Here is a 21,009-nt window from a genome sequence, read left to right as displayed (position 1 = left end):
TCGATCGGTCTCAAAACTCAGGAATTGGTAACCGCCGCTTTTTACCGCGCGCTTACGTTGTCTTCGACGGTCTCGGGAAGCTGCGCGTGAACAAACTCGATTGCGAAGCCTTCTTCGAGGTGGCGGACGACGCGGGCCTGCACGCGGCCGAGCATCACGGGTTCGCCGACCAGCGGCTTCATTTCGGCGGCCAGCGCCGCGCCGGACAGCGACAGGTCCATGATCCGGCACGGCATCGCGCGGCCGTCGTCGAACTTGAGGACCGACATCGGATTGCGCGGCACGATGCGGTCGTGGCGGCGATCTTCTGGAAGGTTGAGGATCTGGCGGTTGGCGAGCCAGGTGAGCTGGGCCGCGAGTTTGTCGCGCTTGCGCGGTGTCGCGCCGACTGTCATGGCAAAGCCGTTGTCGAGCAGGCGGGTGATCTTGCCTTCGACGCGGCCGATGTGATCGAGATAGGCGACCACGCGTTCGCCGACGTTGCCGATCCCGGGCGCCAGCATGGCGAGGCCGCCGGGCGACATATCGATAACCTGACATGGAAATTCACGCCGGTCGGCCAGCATGTAGCGGCCGAGCAGATGAACCTTCACACGTTGAAAGCGTCGCCGCTCCTGAGCGGATGGACGAATCGATTGTGTTTGCGCCAACGCCATTTCCAACACCGGTCGACCGGTTTTTCGGTAAGGATGAACCTTAAGGCGGTCAGGGTTAATGATCTGTTAGCCGTAATGGGGTGTGTCAACGCAGCCCTTCATAGACGGTCAGGCCTCGGATGAGCGACCACTTCCGCAGGGCGCGCGGCCCCCGCCGGTCCTCGCGCAAATGACGCCAGGACGTCAGGCTGAAATCCTTCAGGCCGCCATAGGTCTGCGAGTTGTCCATGGCATTGAGCGGGGCAAGCAGTCCGGTCAGGCTGACCGGCGTATGCGAGCGGGCGCTGAAGGGCAGGAGCAGGAGTTCGAGATGGACCCGCGATCCATCCGCCCTCAGCGCCGTAATGCCGAACACGGTGGCCAGCGTTTCCTCGGCCACAATTCCGATGAGGTCCTGCATCTCCGTGCGATCGTCGTCGCGGAACAGGCTGACAAAGCTTTGTCCCTTGAGGTCCGAGCCGACCAGGGCGCACATCCGGGTTCCGGCCACCCGGAACGGGTAACCGGCCGCGGAATCGTAGGACAGGACGAAGATGTCACCGAGCAGGTGGCGGACCTGCTCCGGTTCCAGATCGCTGCGCTCGGGGGCGGCGGCGCCTGCGCGCTTCTCGTCCCAATAAGCGTAAAACTCGCGGGTTGCCTGATGCTTCATGGCTCGGTTCCGTCCCGTGCAAGCCGGTGACGGGACAGATTTGTCCCGCTTCCAGGCGCTGCACGGCCCTTCTTTGTTGTGCGGGACTGACGGTGCAGCGTCCATGCCGAAGGCGGGATTCACGCGCCCGGACGGCGGGTTTGCGTCGTTAACGTTAAATTTACCATGAGCTTTGTGAATGGACGTATCTGACCTAGTGTCTGAGCACTCCAAGTCGCCGGTCTTCTCCAGGGATCGGCGGTGGTACGACGAACTCTTAGGTTGAACACAGGCGGCGGAAAACAATCTGGTCATGTGCGGGGAGGGGTGGGGATGCCCGGAGCGCGAAGCAGCGCTCTCACTCGAAAAGCCCGCGCAAAGACCGATGAGACCAAGGGGAGGGCCTTCAAGCCCTCCCTTTTTCTTTTGTCGCATCTGACCCTTGCGCTTGCACCGCACCGTCAAAGCCGCCTATCTCAGGAACGACCCTCGCTCGTTTCGGACATTGTGCGCCCTTGGACTCCCCCCAATCCCCTCGCGAACCGATCCTGACCATTCCCTTCGGCATGACCGCGCTTCTGGTCGTCATGGCCGGCATTCACGGCGTGCGCGCCCTGTTGCCGCTCGCCATCGATCAGGAAGTGATCTGGATGTTCGGGTTCGTGCCGGCGCGTTATGACGCCTCGGTGCTGGCGGGCAAATTTCCCGGCGGGTTCGGCGCCGAGATCTGGACCTTCCTGACCTACGCTTTCCTCCATGCGGATATCACCCACATCGCCTTCAACATGTTGTGGATGCTGCCGTTCGGCAGCGCGGTCGCGCGCCGGTTCGGCACCACGCGATTCTTTCTGTTCTTCGCCGTCACGGCGATTGCGGGTGCGTTCGCACATCTCGTCACCCATCAGCACGAAGTCGCGCCGATGATCGGGGCTTCCGCCGCGGTGTCGGGCGCGATGGCGGCTGCCATCCGCTTCGCCTTCCAGCGTGGGAGCTTTCTGTCGTTCCGGCGCGGCGATGCGGAAGCCGCGGCCCGCGTTCCCGCGCTGTCGCTGATGCGGTCGTTGCAGAATCCGAGCGTGCTCGGATTTCTCGCGGTCTGGTTCGGCCTCAACATCATCACCGGCCTTGGTGCGATCGCCATCGGCGCGTCCGCGCAGAGCATTGCGTGGCAGGCGCATATCGGCGGCTTTATTGCGGGGCTTGTGCTGTTCTCACTGTTCGATCCGGTGCCGCGCGCCATCATGCAGGACAATAATGCAGGCGCGCTGCCGCCGGCTGACTAGCCGCCCTGCGGCAATATGCTCAGTCTTGCGAGCACCCCATATTTGCTCCATCATCGTGCCAGAGATTGCCGAGGTGCACGAAACCAATCAGACGCTACGTTGTTTGACTCAAGACTAAAACTGGAGGCGCATCACGCTCGATATTGAGGGCAGGACTGCGCGGTCGGATTTTCGGGAGGCTGCAATGACGGTTCGAGCTGTTCTGGATACCAAGGGTCATCAGGTGATCAGCGTCTCGCCCGACGCCAAGCTTTCGGCGGCGATCAAGATTCTCTCCGAGAGACGCATCGGCGCCGTCATGGTGATGAGCGGCCAAAAAATCGACGGCATTCTTTCGGAACGCGACGTGGTGCGTGTGCTGGGCGAGCGGGGCGCGAGCGTTCTCGATGAGCCGGTCCGCAGCGTGATGACGTCGAAGGTCATCACTTGCAAGGAGTCGGACACCGTCGGCGCCATCATGGAAGTCATGACGTCCGGAAAATTCCGGCATTTGCCTGTCGTCGAAAACGACCGGATCGCCGGCCTGATTTCAATCGGCGACGTTGTGAAGTGGCGTGTCGCTGAATACGAGCGCGAACAGGAAGCGCTGCAGGATTACATCAAGACGGCATAGTGCCTAGCGCTTGATACTCTGTGCAAATGATGCGTCGTCCCGGCGAAGGCCTGGACCTATCATCCCCGATTTAATTGAAAAGAACTTCGACCATCGCGTCTTGCATCGAAGGCGTATGGTTATGGATCCCGGCCTTCGCCGGGGCGACCAGGAAAATCCATGCTGTCGCCGTTACGGCTGTGTCGGCTGCGCCGTGCCCGGCGTCTGGTTTGCCGTCGGGCTGAGCAGGCTGATCGCTTCCTGGATCGATTCGATGTTGCGCTCGGCCGCGCGGGCGCCGTGGTTGATGATTTCCTCGGCGCGATGGAAGTCGAACCAGCCGACCTTGCCGACGCGCGGCGAAATCAGAACGTCCGGCGGATCGCCGGCGAGGCGCGAGCGCGTGATGCGGTCCTGCATGATGTTGAACGCCTCAACCATCACGGTCGAGATTCCCGGACGTCCGGCGCTGCCGAAGAATTCACGCTTCACGGTTTTTTCGGCCGAGAAGAATTTTCCGAAGCCGCGCTTTTCCTGCACGGGTTCAGCGGAAGTCTCCTGCTCCCCGGCGGCCTTGCCGTGCGCGGAGATGAGCGTGCCGTGTCCGAACACATCGGTCGACACGTTGCAGGCGATGACGATTTCCGCGCCGAGTGCGCGCGCCGCCGACACCGGCACCGGATTGACGAGCGCGCCGTCGACCAGCCAGCGATCGCCGATCAGCACCGGCTCGAAGATCCCGGGGAGGGCATACGACGCGCGCACCGCGTCGACGAGCTTTCCGTTGGTGATCCAGATTTCGTGCCCGGTGTTCACTTCGGTGGAGACCGCGGCGAACTTGAGCGGAAGCTCGTCGATATAGGTTCCGCCGAACGACGCCTCGAGCTGGGCCGCGAGCTTGCTGCCGCCGATCAGACCGGAGCCGTTGAGCCGGATGTCGAGATAGCTGAAGATATTGCGCGGGAGGAGGCCCTTGGCCCAGCTCTCGAGCGTGTCGAGATGTCCCGCGGCATAGGAGCCGCCGACCACGGCACCGATCGACGTTCCAACAATGATGTCCGGAACGATTCCGTTGGCGAGAAGCGTGCGCAGAATGCCGATGTGAGCGAAACCGCGTGCCGCGCCGCCGCCCAGTGCCAGCCCGATGGTCGGCTTTTTTGTCACCAGCGCCGCTTTGTCCTGAGCATCGTTCTGGCGAAATCCCATCAAACTTTCCAACACCGCTTGTCTCCCGAAGCCCTCGAATCGGCCCATCCCCGGCCAATTCAGTCATAAGAACGCGAAATGAGTGTGATTGTGTCGCCGATACGCGTCCCGCGTAGTCAGGAAATATGACTGTAGCGCGGCCTATGGCGGTGCAGAAGGCGTTATTGCACGAATGACGGCCACGGCGGCGTGGTCAAGTGCGTTCTCAGGCTTGAATTTGCCTCGTTTTCGGTGAAAAACCAGCACCATGACCGCCCTCGGACACAGCCGCAGGACAGCCGTGTGTGAAGCGCGGGCCGTTGACCATGATGCTCTGCGCGGTCGCGCATGGCTGTGGTTGCTGGCACTCCTGTGCCTGCTGATGGCACTGGTGCCGAATCCCGCCGCGGCCCAATTCCTGGGCGATGCGCCGGCGCCCATTCCTCCCGCCAACGTGCCTATTCTACCGACCCCGTCCGGCCCGGCGATCAGCCTCGCGCCACCATCCGGTCCCGCTGCCGCGCCCGGCTTGCCGGCAACGCTCACCCAGCCTCCTGTGACCACGGCGGTGCCACCGCAACCCGCTCCGGCACCGGCGCAGGGTGTTCTCGCGCTGAACGCGCGGTTCGGAAAGGATCTGCCCGCCGTCAACAGTGGCGTGGTGTGGCGGGTTTATTCCGACAAGCCCGACGCCAGCGGCGCGTTTCAGCTGATCCGTGAAGATCGCACGGCGACGCCGAACATCGTTCTCGCACCCGGAGGGTATGTCGTTCACGCAGCCCTGGGTCTTGTGACCGCCGTGCGCCCCGTCACGTTGCGCAACGAGACGTTGCGCGAACAGTTCGATCTTCCAGCCGGCGGTCTGCGTATCGAAGGCCGTGTCGGCACCACCAAGATCCCGCAGGGGCAGATCACCTTCTCCATCTACAAAGGCAGCCAGTTTGAAATCGGAGAGCGCGCGCCGCTCGCGCAGAACGTCGCCGCGGGTGATGTGCTACTGGTGCCCGAAGGCACATATTACATCATCTCGAATTACGGTGACGCGAACTCCGTGGTGCGCTCGGACATTCGCGTGCAGGCCGGCAAGCTGACCGATGTGATTTGCACCCACCGCGCAGCCGTCATCACGCTCAAGCTGGTCAGCGACAAGGGCGGCGAGGCACTGGCCAATACCGCGTGGTCCGTCATCACGCCCGCCGGCGACGTCATCAAGGAATACAACGGCGCGTTTCCGAAGGTCACTCTCCAGGAAGGCGAATACCGCGTGATCGCGAAAAACGAAGGCAAGGTGTTCGAGCGTCCCTTCAACGTCAGCAACGGCGTCGATGGCGAAGTCGAAGTGATCGCGCGGTAAGCGCGTTGTCATTTTCTTGTATCAAATATGTCATGGTTTCTAACGCGCACTAACCATCGCGCGACTTAGAACTTTCACAAATCCCGCATTGTTCCGATCCGCGCGCAACGTTTACGCGGCCTTAAGTGCGCAAGCATTGGATACCGCCCGCTGACACGACAGAACGCCGTGTCGATGGTGTGGGGTGCGTTGTGGTGGCCGTCGCTAAATCGAAGAAGTCCAATCCAGAATTGTTCAGTGACGTTTCGGTTTTGCGCCGAAAATGGCAGGCGGCTCTCAAGCCCGGAAAAGATTTGCCGTTCTTTGAAGACGTCATGCTGGGCAGTCTTGGCCGTCTGGCCGATCACGTCATGCTCATCAAGGACGAGGGTGCCCAGTTCAAGGTTTCTCGGGCTGGCCGCTATGTCGAGCAATGGCTGGAGACCGGAATCTGGGATACGGCGCTCGATGCGTTTCCGCCCGATTGCGCACTGGTCCTGAGCGAAGCGGTCGCGAACGCGCGGCGGAGCGGCGAGCCGCATCTGGCCACAGCCCATTGCGTCCGCGACGGGCTGGTCCAGATTTACGATGTTTTCGCGCTGCCGGTCGCCTCGCGCTGGGGTGGCACCATGACCAGCGTCTATGTCAATCGGCGCGGCCTTCAGTACAATCTGCTCGACGCGATCTTCGCCGGCGCCGACGACGGCATCCTGTCGCTGGCGACCATTCGCGGCGTGGACGGCCAGCCCGCCGACTTCCAGATCGTGCATCTCAATCAGGGTACCGCGCGCCTGCTTCGGCTGCCGCCGGATGAATTGCGCTGGCGCCGGCTGGGCGCGGGCGCGCACGCGCTATGCTCGCAACAGGTTTTCGAGCGGCTCTGCGCCGTTGTCACTCACGGGGTCAGCGAACAGTTCGAAGTCAGCGATGACGCCAGCACGCTGAAGATCAGCGCAGCCCCGGTCGGCGATCTGCTCTCGCTGTCGCTGACCGATGTGACCGATCTCAAACGGCGCGAACAGTCGTTCCGGTTGCTGTTCGAAGGCAATCCGATGCCGATGTGGGTGTTCGATATCGCGACGAAGAATTTTCTCGGGGTGAACGACGCTGCGGTCAGCCACTACGGCTACGATCGCGCGAGTTTCCTGACCATGCAGTTGCAGGATATCTGGCCTCAGGACGAGTGGGACGAACACAGCCGCGCGCTGGGTCAGGTAGGGGACGTCTATCAGTCGGGCCGCAACTGGCGGCATCTGAAAGCCGACGGCAGCGAGATCGAAGTGCTGACATTCGGCCGCCGCGTGCCGTTCAACGGGCGCGACAGCTTTCTGGTGTCGGCCGTCGACATCACCGAACGGCGCAAGGCGGAGGCGCGGATCGCCTATATGGCGCATCATGATGCGCTGACGAACCTCGCCAATCGCGTGATGTTTCAGGAGCGGCTGCGGCAGGATCTCGAGCGCAGCCGTCTCGTCAACAAGAGCGTCGCGGTGCTTTGCATCGATCTCGACCTTTTCAAGAACGTCAACGATTCCTTCGGTCATCCGACCGGCGACAGGCTGCTGACGCTGGTAGCCGAGCGGCTCGCGGCGAACCCGCGTGCGGACAGTCTGGTCGCCAGACTCGGCGGCGACGAGTTCGCGATGATACTCGGAACCGATGCGTCACCGAACGAGATCAGCGATCATGCCATCCGCGTCATCGAAACTTTGAGCGCGCCTTACATGATCGACGGCCTGGAGGTCGTCATCGGCGCCAGCATCGGCATCGCGATCTCTCCCGGCGATGGCGATACCGGCGAAGAGTTGCTGCGCAATGCCGACATGGCGCTGTACCGCGCCAAGTCGGAAGGCGGCGGCGTGCATCATTTCTTCGAGAAGGAAATGGATCGCCATGCGCAGCGACGCCGCGACATGGAGATCGATCTGCGCCGCGCGCTGGCGAATGGCGAGTTCGAACTGCACTATCAGCCGCTGATCGATCTGGCGCAGGACCGGATCGTGGCCTTCGAGGCGCTGCTGCGCTGGCAACATCCCGTGAAGGGCATGATCTCGCCCGCCGATTTCGTTCCGGTGGCCGAGGACATCGGCCTGATCGTTCCGCTCGGCGAATGGGTGTTGCGCGAGGCCTGCCTGCAGGCGGCCAAGTGGCCGTCGGACATCAAGGTAGCCGTCAATCTGTCGCCGGCGCAATTCCGCAGCCGCGGGCTGACCCAGGTGGTGTTCTCGGCGCTGGCGCAGTCCGGTCTGTCACCGCTGCGGTTGGAGCTGGAAATCACCGAGTCGATCTTCCTCGCGGACAGCGAGGCCAATCTCGCGACTCTGCATCAGTTGCGCGATTTCGGCGTGCGCATCTCGATGGACGATTTCGGAACGGGCTATTCCAGCCTGAGCTACCTGCGCAGCTTTCCGTTCGACAAGATCAAGATCGATCGCTCGTTTGTGCGCGACCTTGCGGAACGGCCGGACTGCGCGGCCATCGTGCGCGCGATCTCAAGTCTTGGACGCAGCCTCAACATTTCGACGACAGCCGAAGGCGTCGAGACGATGGATCAGCTCGACCGGCTGCGCGACGAAGGCTGCACCGAGGTGCAGGGCTTCCTGTTCAGCGCCGCGCGTCCGGCGTCGGACGTCAGCGCGCTGCTCGGGAAGTTCGGCGATCAGGCGTCGAAGGCCGCATGATGTCTTGCGTCTTTAGAATCGCGTCACGATTTCGCTGAGCGCGGGGCGCGGGCGGTCGTCGGTGGGGCGCTCGGCCTTGCCGATGTGGATGAAGCCCGCGACCTTCTCGTCCGGCTTCAATCCAAGCGCGTCGAGCACATCGCGGTCGAATGCCATCCAGCCGGTCAGCCAGTTGGCCACGTATCCGAGCGCGTGCGCGGCATGGACGATGTTCATGGCGCTGGCGCCTGCCGATAATTCCTGTTCCCACGACGGCACCTTGGGATGATGCGAGGTCTTGCTCACCACCGCGATGACGAGCGGCGCGTGGGTGAAGCGTTTCTTCTCGGCCTCGACCTGGTCCGGGGTCGCGGTGACGTTCTTGGCGCGGAAGACGCGTCCGAAAATCTCGCCCGCTTTCGCGCGCGCGTCGCCCTCGAACACGATGAAGCGCCACGGCGCGATCTTGCCATGATCGGGTACGCGCGCGCCGATCGTCAGGATCGTTTCAAGCTCGGCGGGCGAGGGGCCGGGGCCGGTCATGTCGAACGGCTTCAGCGAGCGCCGCGTTTTCAGAAGATCGAGTGCATCGGGCATGGCAAATCCGGGGTGAGGCGCATCGCGGCGACGCGCGAGGCTGATATCGGAAATTCAGTCCGCGATAACAAGGTGTACAGTTTATGAGCCCTCTAAAGAGAGGGCTCATAAATGTATTCGCAGATTCAGGCGTTGGCCCGCTTCAGGTCCGGCGGCATCGCTTCATAGACCAGCGCCTTCAATGCTTCGTCGAGCGGCAACACGGTCTGGCCTTCGCTGCCGAGACGGCGGATCGAAACGCTGCGGCTTTCGGCTTCCTTCTTGCCGACCACGAGCAGCGCCGGCACCTTCGCCAGCGAGTGCTCGCGCACCTTGTAGTTGATCTTCTCGTTGCGAAGATCGATCTCGGTGCGCAGTCCGGCCTTGCGGCAGGCGGCCAGCACGTCGCGTGCGTAGTCGTCGCCGTCCGACGTGATGGTGGTGACGACCGCCTGCACCGGAGCGAGCCAAAGCGGGAAGTGCCCCGCGAAGTGCTCGATCAGAATGCCGGTGAAGCGCTCCAGCGATCCGCAAATAGCGCGGTGGACCATCACCGGCGTCACCTTGTTGGACTGATCGTCGATGTAGAACGCGCCGAACCGGCCCGGCAGGTTGAAGTCCACCTGCGTGGTGCCGCACTGCCATTCGCGGCCGATGGCGTCGCGCAGCACGTATTCGAACTTCGGCCCATAGAATGCGCCTTCGCCCGGATTGATCGAGGTCTTGATGCGGTTGTGACCCTGCGCCGCGATCTGCTCGAGCACCTTGGTCATCACCGTCTCGGCGTGATCCCACGCCTCGTCGGTGCCGACGCGCTTTTCAGGCCGGGTCGAGAGCTTGACCGTCAGTTCGCCGACGAAGCCGAAGTCTTCATAGGTCGACAGGATCAGGTCGTTGATCTTGAGGCATTCCTCGGCAAGCTGCGCCTCGGTGCAGAACACATGCGCGTCGTCCTGCGTGAAGCCGCGCACGCGCATCAGCCCGTGCATCGCGCCGGACGGCTCGTAGCGATGCACGACGCCGAACTCGGCGATGCGGATCGGCAGTTCGCGGTAACTCTTCAGGCCATGCTTGAAGATTTGCACATGGCCGGGGCAGTTCATCGGCTTGATGGCGAACCAGCGCTTGTCTTCGGCTTCGTCGCCGGCCGACTGCGCCGCGAACATGTTCTCGCGATACCATTCCCAGTGGCCGGAGGTCTCCCACAGCGACTTGTCGAGCATCTGCGGCGCGTTCACTTCATCGTAGTCGCCCGCAAGGCGGCGGCGCATGTAGGCGATGATCGCCTGGAACACGGTCCAGCCTTTCGCGTGCCAGAACACGACACCGGGGCCTTCTTCCTGGAAATGAAACAGGTCCATCTCGCGCCCCAAGCGGCGATGGTCGCGCTTTTCGGCTTCCTCAAGCTGCTTGAGGTAAGCGTCGAGCTCTTCCTGCTTCGCGAACGCCGTGCCGTAGATGCGGGTCAGCATCGGGTTGTTGCTGTCGCCGCGCCAGTACGCGCCCGCAACCTTCATCAGCTTGAAGGCATTGCCGACCTTGCCGGTGGAGGTCATGTGCGGTCCGCGGCAAAGGTCGAACCATTCGCCCTGTTTGTAGATCTTGATGGTCTGATCGTCCGGAATGGCGTCGAGCAACTCGACCTTGAAGTTCTCGCCCTTGTCGGCGAACACTTTCTTGGTGCGGTCGCGCGACCACTCTTCCTTGGTGAAAGGCGTGTCCTTCGCGATGATCTCGCGCATCTTCTTTTCGATGGCGGCAAAATCTTCCGGCGTGAAAGGCTCGTTGCGGAAGAAGTCGTAATAGAAGCCGCTGTCGATCACCGGGCCGATGGTGACCTGCGTGCCGGGCCACAGCGCCTGCACCGCTTCGGCGAGCACGTGCGCGGCATCGTGCCGGATCAGTTCCAGCGCGCGGGGATCGTCGCGGTTGATGAATTCGATTTTCGCGTCGCGCGAAATCGGATCGGCAAGATCGGTCACTTCGCCGTCGAGCGCCATCGCGACGGTGCGCTTCGCCAGCGAAGGCGAGATGCCCTTGGCGATGTCGAGGCCGGTGGTGTTCTTCGGGAATTCGCGCGCCGCGCCGTCGGGGAAGGTAACCGTCACCTTGGTGGATTCGACGGGCTTCAGATTTGCGAGGCTGTACTTCAATCCGGACGCGGGGGGATTCTGGTCGGTCATGTCGTTCTCCTGTGGCTCACTCCTGCGAACGGGCGCAGGTAAGCGGTGGGACCGTTGTATAGCAGCGGATTCGGGTGGTGCAATCGTCTGTTGCCCGGTGGTTATGCCCCGGAATCCTTAAAGCGAGCGTGCGCATAGCTTTCATGCACTTGCATCAAATGCGCGGTCTGCTAACACCGCGGCGTGAAACGCTTCGCCCCCACGTCCCTGATGCTCGGCAACTTCGTCACCGGCGTGAGCATCCTCGCGCCGGCGGGGATGTTGCCGGAATTGTCGCAGGAGTTCGGCGTCTCGATCCATGAAGCGGGTCTGCTCATTACCTTCGGCGCGATCGTGCTGTGCATCGGCTCGCCGCTCGCGGCATGGCTGACCAGCCGCTTCGACCGGCGGATTTTGCTGTCGGTGACGGTGGCGATCATGGCCGCCGCGCAGTTCGCTTCTGCGCTCGCGCCGAACTACGCGACATTGCTGATCGTGCGTCTTGCGATGCTTGCGGTCGCGGCCCTGTTTACGCCGCAGGCGGCGGGCGCGGCGGCGATGATGGTGCCGCCGGAGCGGCGCGGCAGCACGATGTCCTATGTGTTCCTCGGCTGGTCGCTGGCGCTTGCGATCGGCCTGCCGCTGATTGCCTATGTCGCGAACCATGTCGGCTGGCGCGTCGCATATACCGGCATCGGCGTGATCGCGCTGATCAATCTTGCGATGCTGATCTTGCGCATTCCCGCGGGTCTCGTGGGAACGCCGGTCGATCTCAAGACGTGGGGCGATCTCGCGCGTAATCCCCTGATCCTGCTGCTGCTGCTGATCACCGTGCTGCAGACATGCGGGCAGTTCGTGGTGTTCACCTATCTCGGGCCGCTGTTCGCCAAGCTCGGCGGCAGTTCTCAACTGGCGGTCATTGCGTTCGGCATTTACGGCGTCATGGGTTTCATCGGCAACGTCATCGCCAGCCGCGTGGTCGATACGTGGGGTGCCTATCGCACATCGCTGACCGCGATGTCTTTGTTGCTGTTCGGAATCACGATGTGGGCGTTGGGTGCGGGCATCGTGCCTGTCATGCTGGCCTCGATGATTCCCTGGGGGTTTGCTTTCGCGCCGGCTAACTCGATGCAGCAGGTCCGGCTCGCGGGCGCGGCGCCGCTGTTCGCGAGCGCCTCGGTGTCGCTGAACACGTCGGGACTTTATATCGGTCAGGCTATCGGTTCGGGCATCGGCGGCGCGCTGTTCGCGCACGAGATGTATTACGCTATCGGCTATGTCGGCGTAGGCTTCCTTGTGCTTGCGCTGGGGTCGGTGGTTCTCTCGCGCCGAAGCTGACCGCTTTATTTTCCGTCGGTACCGTCGTTCACGCCACGCCAGCGCGCATAGCGCCACGGCAGATACCAGCGTGCGTTAGCCGAAACGGCATCCGGCACGTTGTCGATGCCCGAGGTGCCCCATGGCTGACAGCGCAATAGGCGCGCCAGTGTCATCCAGCCGCCGGCCCACAGTCCGTATCGCGCGATGGCTTCGTCGCCATAGACCGAGCAGGTCGGCAGGTGGCGGCAGTTGTAGCCGATCAGCGGCGACAGTGTATGCCGGTAGATCCAGATCATGCCGCGGCCGGCATTGCGCGGCAGATTCTGAAGTCCGCCGGCACAGTCGGGGCATCGGGCCGAATGTTTCATGTCGCTGCTAGCCGGATGTCATGTCGAATTTGTTGGCGGTTGCCGAAATCGTCGGCGTCACAATGACGGGTTCCCAATCATGGAACCATGAGTTGTTGTCTTTCCCGTCACACTCATCAAATTATCGCGATTTTGACTGCGCCGCAGCAAAAGTCGCATAGACGACAAATCCTGCCGCCACTACGCTTTTCATAACATCTGCATGACAGATTCGTTGTGCGACTCGGTACCGTGACTGCTTTGGGGCGGGGAAGGAACCAAGTGTCTCTCGTGAGGTCGCTAACATGGAGCGGCTTGGCGCGACTTTGCGCCGCTGCCATTTGTCTCGCGCTGCCTGGCTCCGCCACGCTCGGTGGCACGGCGCGCGCCGCGACTACTCTCGAACTCCGCAAACTCCCGATGGATTTCACCTGGCACGCCGCGCAACCGGGGTGCCAGCAGGATTGCGTCGGCTGGATCGGCGCGGTTGGCGTCATCACGTCGGAGACGCCCGCGAAGTTCGAGACGTTCGCAAGCGACCGCGCGCTCAAGGGTGCAACCGTGGTGCTGGATTCCAGCGGCGGCTCGGTGCTGGACGCGATCAAACTCGGGCGGCGCTGGCGCGGCCTCGGTATGCGCACCACCGTCGGCATCGTCGTCGAAAGGGAAGCCGCGGGCGGCGTTGCGCGAGACATCATCCCGGAAGCCTATTGCGAGTCAATGTGCGTGTTCCTGCTGCTGTCCGGACAGACGCGCACCGTGCCGGACAAGGCGCATGTGCGCGTGCATCAGATCTGGATGGGCGACCGCGCCGACGACGCCAAGGCCGCGACCTATTCGGCGGACGACCTGATGATCGTTCAGCGCGATATCGGCCGGCTTGCGAAATACACGTTCGACATGGGCGGCAGCGGCGATCTTCTGTCGCTCGCGCTGAGCATCCCGCCGTGGGAGGTTCTGCATCAGTTGTCGGCTGACGAATTGCGCCTGACCAATCTCGTGACCATGGATACGGTCGCCGATGCGAAGGGACCGAGGGACGCTGTTGCGGAGACCACCGGAAGCGTGGCGCCGAAAGCGATCCAGGATCGTTTCGCAGGCAGCGGCGAGATTCTTGAAAAGAGCGCGCGGGCTGCACCGGGCACGAAGACCGCCGAAGCGCATGTGCCGACAGGTGGCACGGCTCCGGCCATATCAGAACGGAAATAACCCGTCAGCTTTGCGCAGTGGCGAGCTTCGCGTTCGCAGCTTTGGCCTCGATCTGCCCGACGGCATCCACCACGGCATCGAACGTAAGCAGGGTGGAGGCATGGCGCGCCTTGTAGTCGCGCACCGGCTCCAGCATGGCGACGTCGGCCCATTTACCCTCAGGGGGTGCGCCGTTTTCCTTCAGCATCTTGCGGACGGTTTCGCGCAAAGTGCGCAATTCGTCGGCGCTCGAGCCGATCACATGGCGCGCCATGATGGAGGAGGAGGCCTGTCCCAGCGCGCAGGCCTTCACGTCATGGGCGAAATCGCTGACCACGCCGTCCTGCATCTTGAGGTCGACCTTGACGGTCGAGCCGCAGAGCTTGGAGTGGGCCGTGGCCGAGGCATCCGGGTCGGCCAGCCGCCCCAGACGCGGGATATTGCCCGCCAATTCGATGATTTTCTTGTTGTAGATGTCGTTCAGCATGGCAGAGGAATTCGCTCTTGCATGAGGCTGTTGCCGGTCTGCAACCCATTCCGACCCTTGGCGGTCGGGGACCTAAAGCCTATATAATGACCGAGATGCAGGAATGAACGGCCTGCATTTCAGCATTGCGGGGAATATAGACGGATTTTCCCGGATTTGCTGCAATCATGCGGGATAGGCGTCCGGCGGTTGATTTGGCTGCTGCGGCTGACCGGTGACACTCCGGCCCTCCATTTCGGCCCTTCTTGGGGGTGTTGTGGATGCGGGCCGGTCGAACGGAGACGACATGGACGCGATCATCAAGCCGATCCGCACCGGCAAGCCGGCGGAAAAATCCGAAATTCCTGCTTCAGACTACATGGCGGCAGCGCTCGACCCCGGTCTGGTTCGTCCGTCCCGCGACGAGGCCGAGGCAGCCGTGAAGACGCTGCTGGCCTATATCGGCGAGAACACCAGCCGCGAGGGCCTTCTCGATACGCCGCGCCGCATGGTCGAAGCCTATGACGAACTGTTTCAGGGCTATGCCCAGTGCCCCGCTGAAATCCTCGATCGCACGTTCGGCGAGACCGCAGGTTACGACGATTTCGTGCTGATCCGCGACATCAACTTCCATTCGCACTGCGAGCATCACGTGATGCCGTTCTACGGCAAGGCGCACATCGCCTACGCGCCGGTGGATCGCGTGGTGGGCCTGTCGAAGCTGGCGCGTCTGGTCGATGCCTTCGCGCACCGCCTGCAGACCCAGGAGCATCTGACCGCGCAGGTGGCCGGTGCGATCAACGCCATCCTCAAGCCGCGCGGCGTCGCGGTGGTGATGGAAGCCGAGCACACCTGCATGTCGGTGCGTGGCATCGCCAAGGAAGGCGCGAAGACTTTGACGACACGCTTCACCGGGATTTTCCAGGACAATCCCGACGAGCAGAACCGTTTCCTCAACATGGTGCGCGGCGTATAAGGCTTCCTTGCGGGAAGGCTTGACGCCTTCCCAGGATCAAGGGTGCCGACGTGACTGCAACTTCATCGCACACACACTCTCATGACGTCGAAGAGGGGCTGACATTCCAGCCCAAGTTCGACGCGTCCGGACTTGTGACCTGCGTCACCACCGACGCGACCAGCGGCGACGTGCTGATGGTCGCTCACATGAACGACGAAGCGTTGCGCAAGACCATCGAGACGGGGGAGGGCTGGTATTACAGCCGCTCGCGCAAATCACTTTGGAAGAAGGGTGAGAGCTCCGGTCACGTCCAGCGCGTGGTTGAGATGCGGATGGACTGCGATCAGGACGCGGTATGGATTCGTGTCGAGCAGACGGGTGCTGCCTGCCATACGGGACGGCGCTCGTGCTTCTACCGTGCCGTTACGGGCGCGGATGGAGAGGCGAAGCTGACCTTTGTCGATGCCGACAAGGTGTTCGACCCGGCGAAGGTGTATCGCTGAGAGGCTGTTAACCCCTCGTTAACCATAAATGCGGCACGTTGCGTGAGGTTCCTGGGGAGCGGGCACCCAACATGGCTGTCGATACTTCAACCATCGCCACTGGGCTTGAGTCTGCGCGCGCGAAAATCGCGGGCACGATCAAGAGTGCCGCCGATTCAACGGGCGCCAGCTTCGAGTATCTGATCTCGGCTGCGAAGATCGAATCCAATCTCAATCCAAAGGCGCAGGCCTCCACGTCATCGGCGCGGGGGCTCTACCAGTTCATCGAGCAGACCTGGCTCGGCACGGTGAAAGAGGCGGGGGCCGCGTTCGGGTTCGGCAAATATGCCGACGCCATCTCGAAGTCATCGTCGGGCAGCTACTCGGTCAGCGATCCGTCCACGCGCGAGGAGATCCTCAAGCTGCGCGACGATCCCGCCGCCAATGCCGCGATGGCGGGCGTGCTGACGCAATCCAACAGCTTCAAGCTGACCGGCGCGATCGGCCGCCGCCCGACCGACGGCGAACTCTACATCGCGCATTTCATGGGCGTCGGCGGCGCGTCGAAACTGATCTCGAAGGCAGAGGACAGTCCCGGCGTGTCCGGTCCCGCACTGTTTCCAAGTGCTGCTGCTGCCAACCGCTCGATCTTCTACAACCGTGACGGCAGCGCGCGCAGCGTCTCGCAAGTCTATTCGGTGCTGACGTCGCGTTATGAAACCGCGGCGAATTCCCAGGTGGCGCGCACCGCGATGGCATCGGCGGGCGTCACGCCGGGTCAGCCGCGCATGGCCGCGGCGCCGGTCGATAACGCCGCTTATCTGTCGAGCTTTCCCCAGGTCCGCGCGCCCGTTGCGGCCAATATGCAGGTCGCTTCCGCGCAAACGGCAAGCACGCCGATGTTCCGTTCGCTGTACCAGACGGGCGACCGACCCGAGCCTGTGTCCCAGACCGTGCGCGATCTGTGGGGCAAGGCGACGCCAGTCGCGCAGGGCGGCGCTGCAAAGGCTGATGCGCCGCAAGGCCTCGGATTGTTCAGCGACACCACCGGCATATTTAGCGGATGAGATTGCCTGAAGAGACCGGTTGCCGGTTCGGCTCCCGATGATGACAATGCTGGGTGAGTCGCCTTTCGCGATCGGCACAGGCCCATCCCCTTGATCTACGTCTTCGTCCTCATCGTCGGCCTCTTCGCCGGCATTCTTGGCGGCATTGTCGGCACCGGCACGTCGATCATGCTGCTGCCTGTGCTGGCCTATTCGTTCGGGCCGAAGCAGGCGGTGCCGATCATGGCCATCGCTGCGATCATGGCGAACCTAGCGCGCATCATGGCGTGGTGGCGCGACGTGGATTGGCGCGCGGTCGCCGCTTACTCCATTCCGGGGATTCCGGCCGCCGCGCTTGGCGCGAGAACGCTGCTCGCGTTGCCGTCAGGTTTCGTGGACATCGCCATCGGCGTGTTTTTCATTCTGATGATCCCCTTTCGCCGCTGGATGGCCGCGCGTCATTTTACGCTGCCGCTGTGGTCGCTTGCTGTCGTCGGGGCGGGCATGGGGTATCTCACCGGCATCGTCGCATCGACGGGGCCGATGACGGTTCCGATCTTTGTGTCATACGGCCTGATCAGGGGGCCGTTGCTGGGAACCGAGGCGGCCAGCTCGCTCGCCGTCTACGTCAGCAAGGCGATCACGTTTCAGCGCCTCGATGCGTTGCCTCCGGATATCATGCTCAAGGGACTGATTGCGGGATCGTCGCTGTTCGTCGGCGCATTCATCGCCAAGCGCGTGGTGATGAAACTCGATGCGTCCGCCTTCCATCTTCTGATGGAGGGCCTGATGCTGGTCGCAGGCCTGTCGATGTTCTGGAACGCGTTTCAGGGCTGAGACTTCGATTCAGCTTCGAATCGCAGGTCCTTGATGCGACTCACGTTGGCAGCGAATCCTTTGCGTAAAGTTCGGCGAATTCCGCGCTTGGCGGGATCGGTTTGATGACGTCGATCAGGACGCCGTTGGGGTCCGACGTGATGAAGTGGCGCTGGCCGAACGCCTCGTCGCGCAGCGGGATCAGGATGGGCAGGTCCGCCGCCTTTGCCCTGGCGTAAACCTCGTCCGGATCTTCGACTTCAAAATTCAACAACAGCCCCGAGACCCGCCCGCGGCCGGCTTCGGGGATCGTTTCGTGACTGCCGTCGAGGACGGCGAGATTCACCGAGGGGTCTGTTGATGATCGCAGATGGACGTACCAGCCGCTCCGGAATGCTTCCTCGAAGCCGAAATGCGCCGTGTAGAACCGGGTGGTGCCGGGGACGTCGCGGGTCATGATGACGGGGTAGTAGCTCGTGATTTTCATGATGGTCATCCCTTGCCAATTGACATACAGTCTGTATGTTTATAGGAAATAACATACAGGCTGTATGTATGCAAGGTCTCGAGCCTAAAGATCCGCCGCGCTCCAATCGCGACCGTTCCGAGCAGACCCGGGCGGCCCTGATACAGGCGGCGCGGGCGCTCTTTGTCGACAAGGGCTACGGGGAAACCTCCACGCCGGACATCGCGGCCGCCGCGGGCATTACGCGCGGCGCGCTCTATCATCACTTCGAGGACAAGCGCGCGCTGTTTCGGGCCGTCGTCATGGACGAGGCGCTCGCGGTGGCGACTGCGATCGAGCAAAACGCGCCCGCGGGTTTGCGTCCCATCGATGCGCTGCTGGCCGGGAGCTCGGCTTATCTCGATGTCATGCGCGTACCGGGTCGGACGCGATTGCTGCTGATCGAAGGGCCGTCGGTGCTTGGACCGGCGGAGATGAAACAACTCGATGAGGACAATGCCGCGCGTACGCTGCGCGACGGACTTGAAGCGGCGATGAAGTCAAACGCTTCATCGTCCGTGCCGCTGGCGGCGCTCGCCGATCTGTTGTCCGCCGCCTTCGACCGCGCCGCGCTCGCCATCGATGCAGGTGAAGATGCCGAACAATACAAGGCCGCCATTGTCGCGCTGATCCGCCGCGTCGTTGAAAGCTGAGTTCGACCCACGGCCACCCGGTTAACAAAACCTCAACAACCGCAGCGGTTTATGGTGAACGCTTTCTTAAGTGTCATGGTTTACGTTTTCTAACAGTGGCGTCGCGTCGCGATGTCTTGGCATGTTGCGTAAGCCGGAACACACATGATCGTTCGGCAGTTTATTACCTGGGTTCGTAATGCTCCCGCAGGGGAGCGTGCAGAGGCGACGCGGTGTCTGGCGCGCGCCTGGCTCATTTCGGATTTGTCGGAAGACGATCGCGCCGCCGCAGAAGGCGCGCTGTTGATGCTTCTCGACGACGCTTCGCCGCTGGTCCGGCAGGCGATGGCCGAGGTGTTCGCCTATTCGGCTGACGCGCCGTCCGCCATCGTCGCCGCTCTTGCGATCGATCAGGCGTCGGTTGCGATGCCGATCCTGGAGAATTCTCCGCTGCTGCTCGATGCCGATCTGGTGGACATCGTCGCGACCGGAAACTCGGACACCCAATGCGCCATCGCGCGCCGCCTCGATCTGCCGGCGTCGGTCTGCGCGGCGATCGCGGAAGTCGGGTGTCCGTCGGCGACACTTGAAATGATCGAAAATCCGGCGGCGGAGCTTGTGCCGTTCTCGCTGGTGCGCATCGCCGACCGGCATGGCCATCTTGCCGCCATCCGCGAGTCGCTGCTGACGCTTGAGGATTTGCCCGCCGCGCTCCGCCTGACGCTGGCCCAGAAATTGTCGGGCACGCTCGCGCAGTTCGTGACGGCGCGCGAATGGATGAATCCGGATCGCGCCCAGCGTATCGCAACCGAGGCCATGGAACGCTCCACCGTCAACATCGCGGCGCGAACGCGCGGCGACGACATGACCGCGCTCGTGAGCCATCTGCGCTCCGTCGGCCAGCTTAATGTCGGGCTGATCCTGCGTGCGCTGCTGTCGGGGAACACCGAACTGTTCGAGGAATCGCTGGTGGAACTGTCCGGCCTGCCGCGCAGCCGTGTCGCTGCGATCGTGCATGATCGCGGCGGCGTCAGCCTCAACGCGCTGCTTGCGAAGGCGGGTCTGCCGGAATCCACCTATCAGGCTTTCCGCGCAGCGCTCGAGGCCAGTCATGAAATCGGCTTCGTCGGAACGGTTGGCGGCGCCACGCGGCTTCGCCGCCGCATGGTCGAGCGGGTTCTGACCCGATGCGAAACATCGGAGACGGTGTCCGAGCCCCTGCTGATCCTGCTGCGGCGTTTCGCAACGGAGTCGGCGCGCGAGGAAGCGCGCGTGTTCTGCGATGAACTCGTCGCCGATGATCTTGTGGCGACAGGTTTCGTCGAGACGCTCACCGCCCATGCTGCTCTTGAAGTGATCGAGAGCGATGATGGGTATCATGAATATGTCGAGCATCACGCACACGCAGAAACGGTCGAGTATGATGCATACGGCGACGACTACGGTTATGACGACCGGCTGATCGCGGCGTAGGATTCAATATTCAAGATTGCGTCATGCCCGGGCTGGTCCCGGGCATCTACGTTTTTCCAGCAAGTCGTGGATGGCTGGGAAAAGCCCGGCATGACGGCAGCAAAATCCGTTATCAGCCTTCCGGCACGATGCTCGGCGCAAGGATCGCTTCGAGATGCTCGGGGCGGTCGCGGTTCGCCCGGATGAGATACTCGTCCGCGACGCCGCGCAGACGCCTGCTCAGTTCGTCCGCCACGCCGACGGCGTTGATTTTGGACTGCTCGCGGACAATGGCCTGGATGGCATTGACGTGATGCATGATGAGGTTGTCGGGGACCCTGGCGAGATCAGGCGCGTGTTCGATGATCCGGCACAGGCTCTCGGCAGCGGCGGCGGCGGTGGGATAACCGAATGTCGCGGCGCCGCCCTTGATGTCATGCGCCGCGCGGAACAGTTCCTCGCGGTTCTCGCCGCTCAGTCCCTCGTTCTGGATCGCCGTGTGTGCCGCGCTCAGCCGCTCGCACTCCACGTGCATCCAGTCATTGAATTCGCCCGAAAGGTCGGCAAGCGCCTGTTCGGCCCGCGCGACCGGATCGTCCAGTTCCTTCTCGTCGGAATGCCGGACCATCTTGCGCAGCGGATTGGGCTGCGTGATGACCTGATAGTCCGCGAAGGTCTCGACCTTGATCTCGGGTGATTTCTTGCGCGACATCTTTTTT

The 21,009-nt window shown here is 62.7% G+C and carries 21 protein-coding genes; 12 read left to right on the top strand and 9 right to left on the bottom strand.

Going from position 1 to position 21,009, the window contains the following annotated elements:
* Positions 1 to 41 precede the first annotated feature (41 nt).
* Positions 42 to 656: a PilZ domain-containing protein gene (locus tag AC1RKJ_RS05440; RefSeq protein ID WP_492790055.1), complete on the bottom strand. Its 615-nt coding sequence runs from the start codon at positions 654 to 656 to the stop codon at positions 42 to 44.
* A gap of 85 nt (positions 657 to 741) precedes the next feature.
* Positions 742 to 1,308 (bottom strand): PAS domain-containing protein, encoded by a 567-nt coding sequence (locus AC1RKJ_RS05435; protein WP_492790054.1) that lies wholly within the window; start codon positions 1,306 to 1,308, stop codon positions 742 to 744.
* Between the two features lie 494 nt (positions 1,309 to 1,802).
* Here AC1RKJ_RS05435 and AC1RKJ_RS05430 point away from each other — a divergent pair, with 494 nt between their 5' ends.
* Together AC1RKJ_RS05430 and AC1RKJ_RS05425 are read left to right on the top strand one after the other, a co-directional pair.
* The gene (locus AC1RKJ_RS05430) at positions 1,803 to 2,570 is read left to right on the top strand and encodes a rhomboid family intramembrane serine protease (RefSeq protein WP_492790053.1); all 768 of its coding nucleotides are present in this window, start codon (positions 1,803 to 1,805) and stop codon (positions 2,568 to 2,570) included.
* Positions 2,571 to 2,754: 184 nt separating this feature from the next.
* Entirely contained in the window at positions 2,755 to 3,183 is a 429-nt protein-coding gene (locus AC1RKJ_RS05425; protein WP_492790052.1) for a CBS domain-containing protein, read from the top strand.
* Positions 3,184 to 3,354: 171 nt separating this feature from the next.
* Here the strand turns inward: AC1RKJ_RS05425 and AC1RKJ_RS05420 are convergent, their stop codons facing one another.
* Positions 3,355 to 4,383 (bottom strand): patatin-like phospholipase family protein, encoded by a 1,029-nt coding sequence (locus tag AC1RKJ_RS05420; RefSeq protein ID WP_492790051.1) that lies wholly within the window; start codon positions 4,381 to 4,383, stop codon positions 3,355 to 3,357.
* 346 nt (positions 4,384 to 4,729) lie between these two features.
* Between AC1RKJ_RS05420 and AC1RKJ_RS05415 the strand changes: the two genes are divergently transcribed.
* Positions 4,730 to 5,701: an RgsD C-terminal domain-containing protein gene (locus AC1RKJ_RS05415; RefSeq protein WP_492792652.1), complete on the top strand. Its 972-nt coding sequence runs from the start codon at positions 4,730 to 4,732 to the stop codon at positions 5,699 to 5,701.
* A gap of 191 nt (positions 5,702 to 5,892) precedes the next feature.
* Positions 5,893 to 8,361 carry a putative bifunctional diguanylate cyclase/phosphodiesterase gene (locus tag AC1RKJ_RS05410; RefSeq protein ID WP_492790050.1) on the top strand — a complete coding sequence of 823 codons (2,469 nt, stop codon included), beginning with the start codon at positions 5,893 to 5,895 and terminating at the stop codon, positions 8,359 to 8,361.
* A gap of 12 nt (positions 8,362 to 8,373) precedes the next feature.
* On the opposite strand, the gene AC1RKJ_RS05405 is transcribed toward AC1RKJ_RS05410, so the two are convergent.
* Positions 8,374 to 8,937, bottom strand: coding sequence for a nitroreductase family protein (locus AC1RKJ_RS05405; protein WP_492790049.1), 564 nt, complete (start codon positions 8,935 to 8,937; stop codon positions 8,374 to 8,376).
* 125 nt (positions 8,938 to 9,062) lie between these two features.
* Entirely contained in the window at positions 9,063 to 11,099 is a 2,037-nt protein-coding gene (gene thrS, locus AC1RKJ_RS05400; RefSeq protein WP_492790048.1) for a threonine--tRNA ligase, read from the bottom strand.
* A gap of 210 nt (positions 11,100 to 11,309) precedes the next feature.
* Between thrS and AC1RKJ_RS05395 the strand changes: the two genes are divergently transcribed.
* A complete protein-coding gene (locus AC1RKJ_RS05395) occupies positions 11,310 to 12,416 on the top strand; it encodes an MFS transporter (RefSeq protein WP_492792651.1) in 1,107 nt (368 codons plus the stop codon).
* Between the two features lie 5 nt (positions 12,417 to 12,421).
* On the opposite strand, the gene yidD is transcribed toward AC1RKJ_RS05395, so the two are convergent.
* Positions 12,422 to 12,766, bottom strand: a complete 345-nt coding sequence (gene yidD / locus AC1RKJ_RS05390) for a membrane protein insertion efficiency factor YidD (protein ID WP_492790047.1) — start codon at positions 12,764 to 12,766, stop codon at positions 12,422 to 12,424.
* Positions 12,767 to 13,060: 294 nt separating this feature from the next.
* Between yidD and AC1RKJ_RS05385 the strand changes: the two genes are divergently transcribed.
* Positions 13,061 to 13,954, top strand: a complete 894-nt coding sequence (locus AC1RKJ_RS05385) for a COG3904 family protein (RefSeq protein WP_492790046.1) — start codon at positions 13,061 to 13,063, stop codon at positions 13,952 to 13,954.
* Positions 13,955 to 13,958: 4 nt separating this feature from the next.
* Here the strand turns inward: AC1RKJ_RS05385 and AC1RKJ_RS05380 are convergent, their stop codons facing one another.
* On the bottom strand, positions 13,959 to 14,420 hold the full coding sequence (locus AC1RKJ_RS05380) for an iron-sulfur cluster assembly scaffold protein (protein ID WP_492790045.1): 462 nt from the start codon (positions 14,418 to 14,420) through the stop codon (positions 13,959 to 13,961).
* 286 nt (positions 14,421 to 14,706) lie between these two features.
* On the opposite strand from AC1RKJ_RS05380, the gene folE reads away from it, so the two are divergent.
* The 4 genes from folE to AC1RKJ_RS05360 all read left to right on the top strand — a co-directional run bounded on the left by folE (position 14,707) and on the right by AC1RKJ_RS05360 (position 17,722).
* A complete protein-coding gene (folE, locus tag AC1RKJ_RS05375; RefSeq protein WP_492790044.1) occupies positions 14,707 to 15,375 on the top strand; it encodes a GTP cyclohydrolase I FolE in 669 nt (222 codons plus the stop codon).
* A 50-nt stretch (positions 15,376 to 15,425) separates the two neighbouring features.
* Positions 15,426 to 15,860, top strand: a complete 435-nt coding sequence (hisI, locus tag AC1RKJ_RS05370; RefSeq protein ID WP_492790043.1) for a phosphoribosyl-AMP cyclohydrolase — start codon at positions 15,426 to 15,428, stop codon at positions 15,858 to 15,860.
* A 71-nt stretch (positions 15,861 to 15,931) separates the two neighbouring features.
* On the top strand, positions 15,932 to 16,906 hold the full coding sequence (locus AC1RKJ_RS05365) for a lytic transglycosylase domain-containing protein (RefSeq protein WP_492790042.1): 975 nt from the start codon (positions 15,932 to 15,934) through the stop codon (positions 16,904 to 16,906).
* 90 nt (positions 16,907 to 16,996) lie between these two features.
* A complete protein-coding gene (locus tag AC1RKJ_RS05360) occupies positions 16,997 to 17,722 on the top strand; it encodes a sulfite exporter TauE/SafE family protein (RefSeq protein ID WP_492790041.1) in 726 nt (241 codons plus the stop codon).
* A gap of 40 nt (positions 17,723 to 17,762) precedes the next feature.
* Here AC1RKJ_RS05360 and AC1RKJ_RS05355 read toward each other — a convergent pair whose 3' ends face one another.
* Positions 17,763 to 18,188 carry a VOC family protein gene (locus AC1RKJ_RS05355; RefSeq protein WP_492790040.1) on the bottom strand — a complete coding sequence of 142 codons (426 nt, stop codon included), beginning with the start codon at positions 18,186 to 18,188 and terminating at the stop codon, positions 17,763 to 17,765.
* A 68-nt stretch (positions 18,189 to 18,256) separates the two neighbouring features.
* On the opposite strand from AC1RKJ_RS05355, the gene AC1RKJ_RS05350 reads away from it, so the two are divergent.
* Both AC1RKJ_RS05350 and AC1RKJ_RS05345 read left to right on the top strand, forming a co-directional pair.
* Positions 18,257 to 18,859 (top strand): TetR/AcrR family transcriptional regulator, encoded by a 603-nt coding sequence (locus AC1RKJ_RS05350; RefSeq protein ID WP_492790039.1) that lies wholly within the window; start codon positions 18,257 to 18,259, stop codon positions 18,857 to 18,859.
* Positions 18,860 to 19,003: 144 nt separating this feature from the next.
* The gene (locus AC1RKJ_RS05345) at positions 19,004 to 20,311 is read left to right on the top strand and encodes a DUF2336 domain-containing protein (RefSeq protein WP_492790038.1); all 1,308 of its coding nucleotides are present in this window, start codon (positions 19,004 to 19,006) and stop codon (positions 20,309 to 20,311) included.
* Between the two features lie 112 nt (positions 20,312 to 20,423).
* Here the strand turns inward: AC1RKJ_RS05345 and AC1RKJ_RS05340 are convergent, their stop codons facing one another.
* Entirely contained in the window at positions 20,424 to 21,002 is a 579-nt protein-coding gene (locus AC1RKJ_RS05340) for an Hpt domain-containing protein (protein ID WP_492790037.1), read from the bottom strand.
* Between the last annotated feature and the right edge of the window lie 7 nt (positions 21,003 to 21,009).

This window comes from Afipia sp. GW822-FHT04G07, assembly GCF_058800765.1.
The sequence above is the reverse complement of the archived record's forward strand: the minus strand, read 5'-3'. Positions and strand labels throughout refer to the sequence as shown.